This is a genomic window from Acidovorax sp. DMC1 (assembly GCF_056314325.1).
The window spans coordinates 97350-109891 of sequence record NZ_JBQUYO010000001.1; the positions used below are offsets into that span (position 1 = coordinate 97350).

Annotated in this window: 10 protein-coding genes; 4 read left to right on the forward strand and 6 right to left on the reverse strand. The window is 67.3% G+C overall.

Going from position 1 to position 12542, the window contains the following annotated elements:
- Nucleotides 1-177 precede the first annotated feature (177 nt).
- Both ACT531_RS00435 and ACT531_RS00440 read left to right on the forward strand, forming a co-directional pair.
- A complete protein-coding gene (locus tag ACT531_RS00435; protein WP_476016104.1) occupies nt 178-1896 on the forward strand; it encodes an NAD(P)/FAD-dependent oxidoreductase in 1719 nt (572 codons plus the stop codon).
- Entirely contained in the window at nt 1893-2435 is a 543-nt protein-coding gene (locus ACT531_RS00440; protein ID WP_476016105.1) for a VUT family protein, read from the forward strand. Before ACT531_RS00435 ends, ACT531_RS00440 begins: the two co-directional genes overlap by 4 nt.
- A gap of 33 nt (nt 2436-2468) precedes the next feature.
- Here ACT531_RS00440 and ACT531_RS00445 read toward each other — a convergent pair whose 3' ends face one another.
- Nucleotides 2469-3812 (reverse strand): amidohydrolase, encoded by a 1344-nt coding sequence (locus tag ACT531_RS00445; RefSeq protein WP_476016106.1) that lies wholly within the window; start codon nt 3810-3812, stop codon nt 2469-2471.
- 123 nt (nt 3813-3935) lie between these two features.
- Here ACT531_RS00445 and ACT531_RS00450 point away from each other — a divergent pair, with 123 nt between their 5' ends.
- A complete protein-coding gene (locus ACT531_RS00450; RefSeq protein WP_476016107.1) occupies nt 3936-5003 on the forward strand; it encodes a GlxA family transcriptional regulator in 1068 nt (355 codons plus the stop codon).
- 173 nt (nt 5004-5176) lie between these two features.
- On the forward strand, nt 5177-6697 hold the full coding sequence (locus ACT531_RS00455) for a DASS family sodium-coupled anion symporter (protein WP_476016108.1): 1521 nt from the start codon (nt 5177-5179) through the stop codon (nt 6695-6697).
- Nucleotides 6698-6706: 9 nt separating this feature from the next.
- On the opposite strand, the gene ACT531_RS00460 is transcribed toward ACT531_RS00455, so the two are convergent.
- The 5 genes from ACT531_RS00460 to ACT531_RS00480 form a co-directional block, all read right to left on the reverse strand.
- On the reverse strand, nt 6707-8290 hold the full coding sequence (locus tag ACT531_RS00460; protein WP_110961421.1) for a methyl-accepting chemotaxis protein: 1584 nt from the start codon (nt 8288-8290) through the stop codon (nt 6707-6709).
- A gap of 236 nt (nt 8291-8526) precedes the next feature.
- On the reverse strand, nt 8527-9405 hold the full coding sequence (htpX, locus tag ACT531_RS00465) for a protease HtpX (RefSeq protein ID WP_060983910.1): 879 nt from the start codon (nt 9403-9405) through the stop codon (nt 8527-8529).
- Between the two features lie 183 nt (nt 9406-9588).
- Nucleotides 9589-10362: a DUF3025 domain-containing protein gene (locus ACT531_RS00470; RefSeq protein ID WP_476016109.1), complete on the reverse strand. Its 774-nt coding sequence runs from the start codon at nt 10360-10362 to the stop codon at nt 9589-9591.
- Complete coding sequence (gene pyrC / locus ACT531_RS00475; protein ID WP_209816211.1) at nt 10347-11387, reverse strand: dihydroorotase; 1041 nt, start codon at nt 11385-11387, stop codon at nt 10347-10349. Before pyrC ends, ACT531_RS00470 begins: the two co-directional genes overlap by 16 nt.
- Before the next feature lie 130 nt (nt 11388-11517).
- A complete protein-coding gene (locus tag ACT531_RS00480; RefSeq protein WP_291434582.1) occupies nt 11518-12507 on the reverse strand; it encodes a Bug family tripartite tricarboxylate transporter substrate binding protein in 990 nt (329 codons plus the stop codon).
- Between the last annotated feature and the right edge of the window lie 35 nt (nt 12508-12542).

Here is a 12542-nt window from a genome sequence, read left to right on the forward strand (position 1 = left end):
GCCAAAACCGCCGGATGCGCTAGTGCATCATGCCTTGATTGCTATCATTTTTATATAGCCAGCGCCTACCACACCCCGGTTGCACAGGCCGACGGGGTTCCGCCCGCTGCGCAGACCCCGTATCATCCCTGCCCCACGCCATTGCTTTTCGCCCGATCGACACGGGCCCGCAAGACCATGATCCGACTCTCCGAAATCCGGCTGCCGTTCACCGCTGCCGAAGCCCCCGAGGCGCCCCTGCGCGCCGCTGTCACCCACATCCTGGGCATCTCCGACGCCGACATCGCCCACCTGCACGTCTTCAAGCGCAGCTTTGACGCGCGCAAGGCCGACCTGCTGGCGGTCTACATCGTGGACATCACGCTGGCCCAGCCTGAACGCGAAGCCGCGCTACTCGCAAAGTTTGCTGGCAACCCACACATCCAGCCCACGCCCGACATGGCCTGGCACCCCGTGGGCCAGGCGCCTGCCGACCTGCCCCTGCGCCCCGTGGTGGTGGGCTTTGGGCCCTGCGGCATTTTTGCGGCGCTGGTGCTGGCGCAAATGGGCTTCAAGCCCATTGTGCTGGAGCGCGGCAAGACCGTGCGCGAACGCACCAAGGACACCTGGGGCCTGTGGCGCAAGCGTGAGCTGCATGCCGAAAGCAACGTGCAGTTTGGCGAAGGCGGCGCCGGCACGTTCAGCGACGGCAAGCTCTACAGCCAGATCAAGGACCCGCGCCACCTGGGCCGCAAGGTGATGAACGAGTTCGTCAAAGCCGGTGCGCCCGAAGAAATCCTGTATGTCGCCCACCCGCACATCGGTACCTTTAAGCTGGTGAAGGTGGTGGAAAACCTGCGCGAACAGATCATTGCGCTGGGCGGCGAGATCCGCTTTGAGCAACGCGTGACGGATGTGGTCATCGAAGGCACAGGCGGTGCGCGCCACCTGCGCGGCCTGAAGGTGCTCAACCAGGCCACGGGCGAGACCACCGAGCTGCGCGCCGACCATGTGGTGATGGCGCTGGGCCACAGCTCGCGCGACACCTTTGCCATGCTGTACCAGCGTGGCGTGGCCATGGAGGCCAAGCCGTTTTCCATCGGTTTCCGCATCGAGCACCCGCAGGGCGTGATCGACCGCGCCCGCTGGGGCCGCCACGCAGGCCACCCGCTGCTGGGCGCAGCCGACTACAAGCTGGTGCACCACGCCGCCAATGGCCGCGCGGTGTACAGCTTCTGCATGTGCCCCGGCGGCACGGTGGTGGCCGCTACCAGCGAGCCCCACCGCGTGGTGACCAACGGCATGAGCCAGTATTCGCGCAACGAGCGCAATGCCAATGCGGGCATGGTGGTGGGCATCGACCCCCGCGATTACCCGCAGGACGCGCAGGCGTTTGAAACCCACCTGGGCCAGACCTATGGCGTGGAGGCCCTGCCCGCCGGGCAGTTCCACCCCCTGTCGGGCAGCGTGCTGCAGCGCCAGCTGGAATCGAATGCCTTTGTGCTGGGCGGGCGCGACTACAGCGCACCGGGCCAACTGGTGGGCGAGTTCATTGCGGGCAAGCCTTCGACCCAGCTGGGCAGCGTGGAGCCCTCGTACAAGCCCGGCGTGGCCCTGGGCGACCTGCACGCCGCCCTGCCCGGCTATGCCATCGAGGCCCTGCGCGAGGCGCTACCCGTGTTCGGCCGCAAGATCAAGGGCTTTGACATGCACGACGCGGTGCTGACGGGCGTGGAGACACGCACCTCGTCGCCGCTCAAGATCGGGCGCGGCGAGAACCTGCAAAGCCTGAACACACCGGGGCTGTACCCGGCGGGCGAAGGCGCCAGCTACGCGGGCGGCATTCTGTCGGCGGGCGTGGATGGCATCAAGGTCGGTGAAGCCGTGGCGCGCAGCCTGCTCGGCGCGGCCGCATGATGCGGTCGCCCAGCCTGCCGCAGTTTGCAGCAGCGGCCCTGGCCATGGCCGCCGTGGTGCTGGCGTCCAACATCCTCGTCCAGTTCCCGCTCAATGACTGGCTCACCTGGGGTGCCATCACTTACCCGGTGGCCTTTCTGGTCAGCGAGCTGGTGAACCGCGCCCATGGCCCGCAGCAGGCGCGACGGGTGGCGTGGGTGGGGTTTGCGGTGGCCGTGGCGGCCTCGCTGGTGCTGGCGCCGGTGCGCATTGCCATCGCGTCGGGCACGGCGTTTTTGCTCTCGCAGTGGCTGGACATCAGCGTGTTTGACCGTCTGCGCCACGGCACCTGGTGGCGCGCGCCGCTGGTAGCCACACTGCTCGCGGCGGTGCTGGACACCGCCGTGTTCTGGAGCATTGCGTTTGCAGGCACCAGCGACCCGTGGATCACCTGGGCGCTGGGGGACCTGGGCGTGAAGCTGGGGCTGGGGGTGGCGCTGCTGCTGCCGTTTCGCCTGCTCATCGGGCGCCGGCTGGCCCGACCCCACCGCGCGGCCTGAGCCGCACGGCGCCCGTCTTCTTTTCGCTGCTTACTACTTACGCTGCAGGAAGTCCACCGCCAGCGCGGCCAGGCTACGTGCGCCGGTGGGCAGCTGCTCTTCGTCGATGTCGAACAGTGCAGAGTGGTTGGGCGGGGCCTTGGCAAACTCCTTGCCCTTGGGCGGCGCGCCCAGGAAGTAGAAGAAGCCCGGCACAACCTTCTGGAACTCCGAGAAGTCCTCTGACCCAGCGACCTTCGGAATCACCATGGTCTTGCCGCCCATCGCCAGGTTCAGCGCGGGCAGCGAAGCCTGCGTGACCTGCGCGGGGTTGGTAGTCACGGGGTAGGCCACGGGGCCAAAACGCACGCTGGCCTTGGCGCCGCTGGCAGCAGCGATCGACTCGGCCGTGGTGGTGATGCGCTTGAGCGCTTCCTGGCGCATGTCTTCGTCAAACGTGCGCAGCGTGCCCAGCATCTCGACCTTGTCGGGGATGATGTTGTAGCGCGTGCCGCCCTGGATCTGGCCGATGGTGACCACGGCCGGTTCCTGGCTGATGTTGAGTTGGCGGCTCACCACGGTCTGCAGGCCCATCACCACCTGGCTGGCGGCGACGATGGGGTCGATGGTGGCCCAGGGCGACGAGCCATGGCCGCCGCGCCCTTCCACATGGATGGTGATGTTGTCCGACCCGGCCATCAGCGGGCCGCTGCGGTAGCCCACCACGCCGCCGGGCAGGTTGGAGGTGATGTGCAGGCCGTAGATGGCCTGCACGTCCTTGAGCGCACCGGCTTCGATCATGGCCTTGGCGCCAAAGCTGGGCACCTTACCGCTGGCGTCGGGCTCCACCGGCGCACCCTCTTCGGCGGGCTGGAAGATGAACTTCACCGTGCCGGGCAGCTGGGCCTTCATGCCCGCCAGCACCTCGGCTGCGCCCATCAGCATGGCGGTGTGGGCGTCGTGGCCGCAGGCGTGCATCACGGGCACTTCCTTGCCCAGGTAGTTGGCCTTGGCCTTGCTGGCAAAAGGCAGCCCCGTGTTCTCCAGCACGGGCAGTGCGTCCATGTCGGCGCGCAGGGCCACCACCTTGCCGGGCAAGCCACCCTTGAGCGTGCCCACCACGCCGGTGCCGCCCACGCCGGTCTGCACCTCCATGCCCAACTTCTTCAGGTGCTCGGCCACCAGCTTGGCGGTGCGCACTTCCTGGCCCGAGAGTTCGGGGTGGGCATGGATGTCGCGGCGCCAGTTGACCATCTTGGGCGCCACGGCCGTCACGGCGGCGTCGATGGCCTGCAGGCCGGCGGCATCCAGGGCCTGGGCCTGGGCGGACGATGCGAACGTGAGCCCGCTAAGAAGCAGGCCGGTGGCCAGCGAGATGGCAGAGAGGGGTTTGTGCATGAGGCAGATCCGTGCAGGAAGTGAAAACAAAAGGGAACGCAGCAAAAAAAAGCACGTTCATGCTAAGAGTCCACCCCACGCTGCAGTCAAGCGAAAATGGCCATCCACAGAGCCAATATCGCCATGCCCCGTTCTTCTGTCCTGTCTGCGACGGCACCGGTTTTTCGCATCGACATCCCGCTGCTGCCCGAATCAGCGGTGGGCAACGCACTGCAGTTCATCGACCTCTTGCGCGGCGCCAACCTGCTGGCCGGCCTGCGAGGTGGTGCAGGCTCGCCCCGCCTGGCCTGGCGGCTGCTGGATGCCCAGGGCCAGCCCCTGCCGCACCAGCCGGGCCCGCTGGCGGCCTACACGCAGCCCACGGCGGCGCCGGCCGACGGCCCCGCACAGGCCTGGCTCATCCCCTCGTTCCACGCGGCCGACATCCCGGCCATCCGCGATGTGGCGGCGCGCCATCGAGCCCTCTCGCGCCAGATCGGCATTGCGCTGGACGCCGGGCACAAGGTGCTTACCGTGGGCAATGGTGCCTGGCTAGCGGCGCAGAGCGGGCGCCTGCAGGGCCGCCGCGGCTGCCTGCCGTGGTTCTACCTGGCCGGGTTTGAGCGAGACTTTCCCGAGGTGGTGCTGGACGCTGGCCACGACCTGAGCGATGACGGCCTCTGGCTCAGCTGCGCGCTGCCCCACAGCCTGGGTGAGATGGCGATTGCCCTGGTGCGCCATGCGCTGGGCGATGCGCTGGCCCAGACCTGCGCCAGCGTGCTGCGGCCCGACCACGACCGCGGCCGCGCCGCGCTGCAGGCCAACGCGCAGCAACACATCCCCGCCACGCGCGACAGCACCCTGGCCCGTGCCATGGCCTGGATGGAGAACCATCTGGACGAGCCGTACTCGCTAGCCCGGCTGGCGGAGGCAGCGGCGGTGAGCCCGCGCACCTTGCTGCGGCACTTTCAGCAGGAGCTGTCGCAGTCGCCGCTGGACCACCTGCACAGCCTGCGCTGTGCACGCGCCAAAGTGCTGCTGGAGGTGACGCTGGAGAGTGTGCCCAGCATTGCGGTGGCCTGCGGCTACAGCGACCCCGCCGCGTTCCGCCGCATCTTTGTGCGCTACACCGGCATGGCACCGGGGGAGTACCGCAAGCGCCACGCCTTGCGCGCGCCGCGCAGGCGCTGGCGGGTGGATGTGGGGGCATGAGACGCAGCAGCCTCTCCGCCCCGCTGCGAACGCGGCCCCACCACCGTTCCTCCTTGACCTGAATCAACACCCGCAGCGGACAGCGCGCAACACTGGAAGCCCTTGGGCCGGCCATGCATTCGCACGCGCGGCGCAAGGGTTCGCGCCCAGCGCGTCTTCACCGGAGCCACCCCATGTCCACTGCCGCACCGACCACATCCCCGGCCCCTGCCCCTGCATCGGCGAGCCTCGCCAAGCGGCTCGGCCTGCTCGGCGCCCTGGTGGCGCTGCTGGCCGTGCTGGCCTTGCCCACCCCGGCCGGCTTGCCCGTAGCGGGGCAGACCATGCTGGCCATCCTCGCGTTCGCGGTGATCGTCTGGATGACCGAAGCGCTCGAATACTCGGTGAGTGCGGTGGTGATCGCCGCGCTGATGGTGTTCTTGCTGGCCTACGCACCCAGCGTGGCCAAACCCGATGGCGCGGACATGGGCACGGGCGCGGCGCTGAACCTCGCACTCTCGGGCTTTGCCAACAGCGCCGTGGCGCTGGTCGCTGCCGCGTGTTTCATTGCGTCGGCGATGACCGCCACGGGGCTCGACCGGCGCATCGCGCTCACGGTGCTGTCCAAGGTCGGCGCCCAAACCCACCACATCGTGATCGGGGCCATGGTGGTGGGCTTTCTGCTGTCGTTCATCGTGCCCAGCACCACGGCGCGCGTGGCCTGCCTGATGCCGATCATGATGGGCTTTGTGCTGGCCTTCAAGGTAGACCGCAAGAGCCGCTTTGCCGCGCTGCTGGTCATCACCACGGCGCAGACAGCCAGCATCTGGAACGTGGGCGTCAAGACCGCCGCCGCGCAGAACATGGTGGCCATCGGCTTCATCGAAAAGCAGCTCGGTGCGCAGATCACCTGGGGCGAATGGTTTGTGGCAGCCGCCCCGTTTGCAGCCCTGATGACGGTCGCGCTGTTCTTCATCATGACGCGCATGATGAAGCCCGAGATGAAGGAAATTGCGGGCGGGCAGGAGACCATTCGGCAGCAGCTGGCCGAACTGGGCCCGATGACGCTGAACCAGTGGAAGCTGCTGGCCGTGGTGCTGGTGCTGCTGGGGTTCTGGTCGACCGAGAAAGTGCTGCACGACTTTGACACCACCTCCACCACCCTTGCGGCCGTGGCATTGATGCTGTTTCCGCGCATCGGCGTGATGGACTGGAAGCAGTCGCAAAAGGGTTTTCCGTGGGGCACGGTGGTGCTGTTCGCGGTGGGCATCAGCGTGGGCTCTGCGCTGCTGCAGACCAAGGCGGCGGGATGGCTGGCCCAGCTCATCGTGGGCCACCTGGGCCTGCAGATGGCATCGGCCTTTGCCATCCTGATGCTGCTGTCCGCGTTCCTGATCGTCATTCACCTGGGCTTTGCCAGCGCCACGGCGCTGGCGTCCACCATGATTCCCATCGTCATCAGCGTGCTGTCCACCGTGCAGACGCCTGGCATCAACATCGTGGGCATGACGATGATCCTGCAGTTCGTGGTGAGCTTTGGCTTCATCCTGCCGGTGAACGCGCCGCAGAACATGATCGCCTACGGCACCGACACCTTTGACGCGCACGACTTCGTGCGCACCGGCATCGTGATCACGCTGACCGGGGTGATCCTGCTGGTGGTCTTTGCGCTAACCTACTGGCCTTGGCTGAGGCTGATGGTGACACGCACCTGACCGGCAGGCTTACCGCAACGCCTTCTGGCCCCCAGCGGCTGCAGGCAGGCGGAAGGCCTCCACCAGCTCGGCCAGTTGCTGCGCCTGCACGCGCAGGCCTTGAGCAGCGGCGGACGACTCCTCGACCAGCGCGGCGTTCTGCTGGGTCATCTGGTCGAGCTGCGAGACCGCCTCGCCCACCTGGCTCAGGCCTGTGGTCTGCTCGCGGGCGGCGGTGCTGATCTCGCCAATGATGGTGGCCACCTGCTGCACGGACTGCACGATCTCGCCCATGGTGCCGCCAGCGGCGTGGACCAGCTGCGTGCCCTCGTCCACCTGCCGCACGCTGTCGCTGATGAGCCCACCGATCTCCTTGGCTGCCGTGGCAGAGCGCTGGGCCAGGCTGCGCACTTCGCTGGCCACCACCGCAAAGCCCCGACCCTGCTCGCCCGCACGGGCTGCTTCTACGGCCGCGTTCAGTGCCAGGATGTTGGTCTGGAAGGCAATGCCATCGATCACGCTGGTGATGTCGGCAATGCGGCGTGACGACAGGGCAATGCCATCCATGGTGCCCACCACGCGGTCCACCGCCTCGCGCCCGCGCTGGGCCACGCTGCTGGCACCGGCGGCCAGGGTGCTGGCCTGCGCAGCGGCGTCGGCGCTGTGGCGCACGGTGGCCAGCAGTTCTTCCATGCTGGCGGCGATCTCTTCGAGGTTGGAGGCCGTCTGCTCGGTGCGGGCCGACAGGTCGCTGTTGCCCGCCGCGATCTCGCTGCTGGCCCCGGCCACCGACGTGCTGGCCTGGCGCATGCCCACCACCAGCTCGGCCAGCCGCGCCTGCATGCCCCCCAGGCGCGCCAGCAGGGCCTGCAGCTCGTCGCGGTTGCCCGCCTGCGGCGCGGGCACGGGGGAAGTGAGATCGCCTTCGGCAATGCGGTCGGTCACCTCGGACGCATGGGCCAGGGGCTGCAGGATGGAGCGCGACAGCAGCCAGGCACAGGCCAGGCTCAGCAGCAAGCCCACCAACGAGCCCGCCGCCAGCAGCGTGATGCCCTGGCTTTCGCTGCGGGCGGCAGCGGCACGCGCTTCGGCCACACGCTGGCGCTGGTATTCGGCCAGCTTGTCCACGGCAGCGGCGTAGGCGTCTGCCGCAGGACGCAGCTGCTTGGCAATGGCGTCGGGCGGCAAAGCCTCTCCCGCCTTGCGGCGCTTGACGAGGTCGTCCCGCACCGTGCGAAAGCCGTTGCCGGCCTTGTCGATGGCATCGAACAAGGCCTGGGATTCCGGGTCTGCCGCCAGCTCGTCCAGGCGCTTGCGCACTTCGGACGAGCGGGCTGACGTGGTCTTGCGGTCGGCGTCGATGCGCGCCGCGTAGTCGGGGTTGTTGTCGATCTCCAGCAGCGTTTCGGCGCGGGCGGAGCTGAGCACCACGATGGCGTGCAGCTCCCGCGCCAGCAGCGCGCGCTCGGACGACGCACCGCCCAGGTCGTCCGCAATGTCCTGCAGCCCGGCCAGCCGCCAGATGCCCACCGCCGCCGACAGGGACATGACGAGGCAGACCACACCAAAAGCCAGGGCCAGGCGGACGGCAACACGTGCGTGGGAGATGGACATGGGAGGCTCTCGTGAGGGTGAATGGGACAACGCGGGCCTACCGTTCAGGGTGGCAGGCGTTGGGAATGTATCGACAAAAGGTTACAAGTCCTTGAGCCGGCCCACAACAGGCCCCACCCTGCCGGAGCGCCAAAGCAACAGCCGCCCAACAGCCGCCCGCACACCCACAAAAAAAGCCGCCACAGTGCAAGACTGTGGCGGCCCTCGGGTCGGTCAGGCGCAGCGCCTGCAGCGGGTTATTGCTGCTGGGCGTTTTGCAGCGCAGCAATGCGCTCTTCGATGGGCGGGTGGGTGCTGAACAGCTTGCCAATGCCACCGGCAATGCCCATGGCGGCCACGCTCTTGGGCAGCTCGCCGGGGTGCATGCCGCCCAGGCGGGCCAGCGCGTTGATCATGGGCTGGCGGCGGCCCATCAGCTGGGCAGCGCCTGCATCGGCGCGGAACTCGCGCTGGCGGCTGAACCAGGCCACGATCATCGCGGCCACAAAGCCCAGCACGATGTCGAGCACGATGGTGGTCACGTAGTAGCCGATGCCAGGGCCCGAGCTGTTCTCGTCGTTCTTGCGCAGAAAGCTGTCCACCGCGTAGCCAATGACGCGCGACAGGAACACCACAAAGGTGTTCATCACGCCCTGGATCAGCGTCATGGTCACCATGTCGCCATTGGCGATGTGGGCCACCTCATGGCCGATCACGGCCTCGACCTCTTCGCGCGTCATGCCCTGCAGCAGGCCGGTGGACACGGCCACCAGCGCCGAGTTCTTGAACGCGCCCGTGGCAAAGGCATTCGGGTCGCCTTCAAAGATGCCGACTTCGGGCATGCCGATCTGGGCCTGGTCGGCGAACTTGCGCACGGTCTCGACGATCCAGCGCTCGTCGGGCGAGCCGGAGCCGTCGATCACGCGCACGCCCGAGGTCCACTTGGCCATGGGCTTGCTGATGAGCAGCGAGATGATCGCGCCGCCAAAACCCATGACCAGGGCGAAGCCCAGCAGCGCGCCCAGGTTCAGGCCGTTGGCCGTGAGGTAGCGGTTGACGCCCAGCAGGCTGGCCACCACCCCCAGCACGACAACGACGGCCAGGTTGGTCATCACAAACAAAAGGATCCGCTTCATGGAATGGTTTCTCCGTGGGGTAAACAACAACAAGTGTTTGCTGGCTCAGATGGGGGCCGGGGGCCGCGCTTCAAGCGCCGCCACCCTGGGTGACAACGGCACCCGCCCCATGGCCGCGATTGCATCGCGCTATGGTAGGTGCAAACCCCGGCCAAGGCCTTATCACACAAGGCTTGGCGGGAATTACGGCACAGGCGCTGCGCGCAAGGGCCGGAACACCTGCGCATCGTCATAGAAGCCCGGCGCCTCGTTGGCAGGCCACCAGCCGGGCACGCCCAGCACCGGCAGCGGCGTGAAGGGCTTGGTGGACCATGCCGAGGCTTCTACCTGATCGGCCAGCCACCCATCCATATCTGCTATGAAATTAATAGCTACTGGCGCATGAAAAACGTGCGTCACCATGGGTTTTCGCGGAGAAACCAGCTTTTCGAGCAGTGCGTGCCCGAACAGCACCAGCCGGGCCTCGGCCCACAGCGGGCGCAGGTCGATGAACAGACGCTGCCAGTCCCGCGCCCGGAGCGCATCCCACAGGGCATCGGGCGCCTGCAGCAATGCGCCGTTTTCATCGAACACCGTGACGGCATCGCGCAGCGGCCCGCGCACGGCCTGCACGCCATCGGCGGCGATGGCCTGGGCCTGCAGCTGGTTCAGGCGCCGCTTGGTGCGCGGAAACTGCAGCCAGACCAGGCCGTTGAAGAAGTCGTGCAGGTTGTCGCGCGTGGGCACCCGGCGGGTGTCCCAGATGTACTGCTCGTAGGCGGTGCCTTCGGGCAGGTCGGACTGGGGCACGAAGACCACCGGGGCAGCCTGTGGCGCTGCGGTCTGCAATGTCTGGTGCACCGATGGGTCATCCTGCAGCAGCTGCTGGGCCAGGGGTTGGCCCAGGGCGCGCCACGGCGCCAGCCAGGGAGCGCTCCAGTCGATGGCGTCGAAAGGCTGACTTACACCAGCCGCCACGGCAGGGCTTCACCGGCGCGCAGGGGCTTGAGTTCGGCCTCGCCAAACGCAAAGCTGTCGGGCGGTGTCCACGACTCGCGGCGCAGGGTGATGGTGCCGGTGTTGCGCGGCAGGCTGTAGAAGTCCGGTCCGTGGAAGCTGGCAAAACCTTCGAGCTGGTCGAGCGCACCGGCGTTGTCGAATGCCTCGGCATACATCTCGATGGCGGCGTGGGCGGTGTAGCAGCCCGCGCAGCCGGTGGCGTGCTCCTTGAGGTGCGCGGGGTGCGGTGCGCTGTCGGTGCCCAGAAAGAACTTGCTGCTGCCGCTGGTGGCGGCCTGCACCAGGGCCACGCGGTGCGTTTCGCGTTTGAGCACGGGCAGGCAGTAGTAGTGGGGCCGCACGCCGCCGATGAAGATGGCGTTGCGGTTGTACAGCAGGTGGTGCGCGGTGATGGTGGCGGCCGTGAAGCGGTCGGCCTGCATCACGTAGTCGGCCGCGTCCTTGGTGGTGATGTGCTCGAAGACGATCTTCAGCTCGGGGAAGTCGCGGCGCAGCGGGATGAGCTGCTGCTCGATGAACACGGCCTCGCGGTCGAACAGGTCGATGTCGCTGCTGGTCACCTCGCCATGCACCAGCAGGAGCATGCCGGCCTTCTGCATGGCTTCGAGCGTTTTATAGGTCTTGCGGATGTCGGTCACGCCCGCATCGCTGTTGGTGGTAGCGCCTGCGGGGTAGAGCTTGCAGGCCACCACGCCGGCGGCCTTGGCGCGCACGATTTCTTCGGGCGGCAGGTTGTCGGTGAGGTACAGCGTCATCAGCGGCTCGAAGCTCATGCCTGCGGGCACGGCGGCCAGGATGCGCTGCTTATACGCCAGGGCCTGCTCGGCCGTGGTGACCGGTGGGCGCAGGTTGGGCATGATGATCGCGCGGCCGAACTGGGCGGCGGTGTGCGGCACGACGGTGTGCAGAGGCTCGCCGTCGCGCACATGCAGGTGCCAGTCGTCGGGGCGGGTGATGGTGAGGGTTTGGGGGGCTGCGGTCATGGGCGTGATTGTCCCATTGTGAGCAAGAGGCTCCCAAACGCTCTCATTTTCATAGCTATCGAGACATATGAGCGTGGCGCTACCGAGCAAAATCGTTCAAAACCGGCGCGCTACGGGCAGGTGGACCGGTTTATTCGGCTGTGATGCCCGCGCGTTTGACGACTGCGCCGAACTTCACCATGCGGTCGGCCATCATCTTTTCGAACGCAGCGGGCGGCATCTCTTCCGGCACGATCACGCCACGGTCCTTGAGGTTGGCCACCATGGCGGGCGACGTGGCCACCTGGCGCACGGCCTTGTACAGGGTCTGCACCACAGCCTCGGGCGTGCCGGCCGGGGCGGCCAGACCGGTCCAGGAGGTAAGGTTCAGCTCGGGGTGGCCCACCTCGGCCATGGTGGGCACGTCGGGCAGCTGCGGCAGGCGCTGGTCGGCGGCCACGGCCAGGGCGCGCACCTTGCCCGCCTGGATGTGCGGCAGCATGATGACCAGGTTGTCGAGGATGAACTGCACCTCATTGCCCAGCACGCCCGTGATCAGCGGCGTGCCCCCACGGTAGGGAATGTGCGTGGTGAACACGCCCGTGGAGACCTTGAGCATCTCCACATTGAGCTGGCCCATGCTGCCCACGCCGCCGCTGCCGTAGTTGAGCTTGCCGGGGTTCTTCTTGGCGTAGTCAATGAACTCCTTGAAGGTCTTGAAGGGCAGGCTGCTATGCACCACCAGGGCATTGGGCTGGCGGCCCAGGATGGCGATGTTTTCAAAGTCCTTGATGGGGTCGTAGCCGATCTTGGGCTGGGTGAGCGGGTTGGCCAGGTGGCTGCTTTGCGACGAGACCACCAGGGTGTAGCCGTCGGCCTTGGAGCGCGCCACATACTGCGCGCCCACCGAGCCCCCGGCGCCCGCGCGGTTTTCCACCACGATGGGCACGCCCAGCACGCGCGACAGCGGCTCGGAATACTGGCGCGCCATGATGTCCACCGACCCGCCGGGCGGGAACGGCACCACCAGCGTGATCGGGCGCGAAGGGAATTTGTCCTGCGCCAGGGCGGGCAATGCAGCAAGGCCTGCGAGACCCAGGCCAGTGGTCAGGAGGTGGCGGCGGGAAGGTGTGGTGTGCATGACGATCAAAGAACTAAAAATGGGGCGGGAAGGTA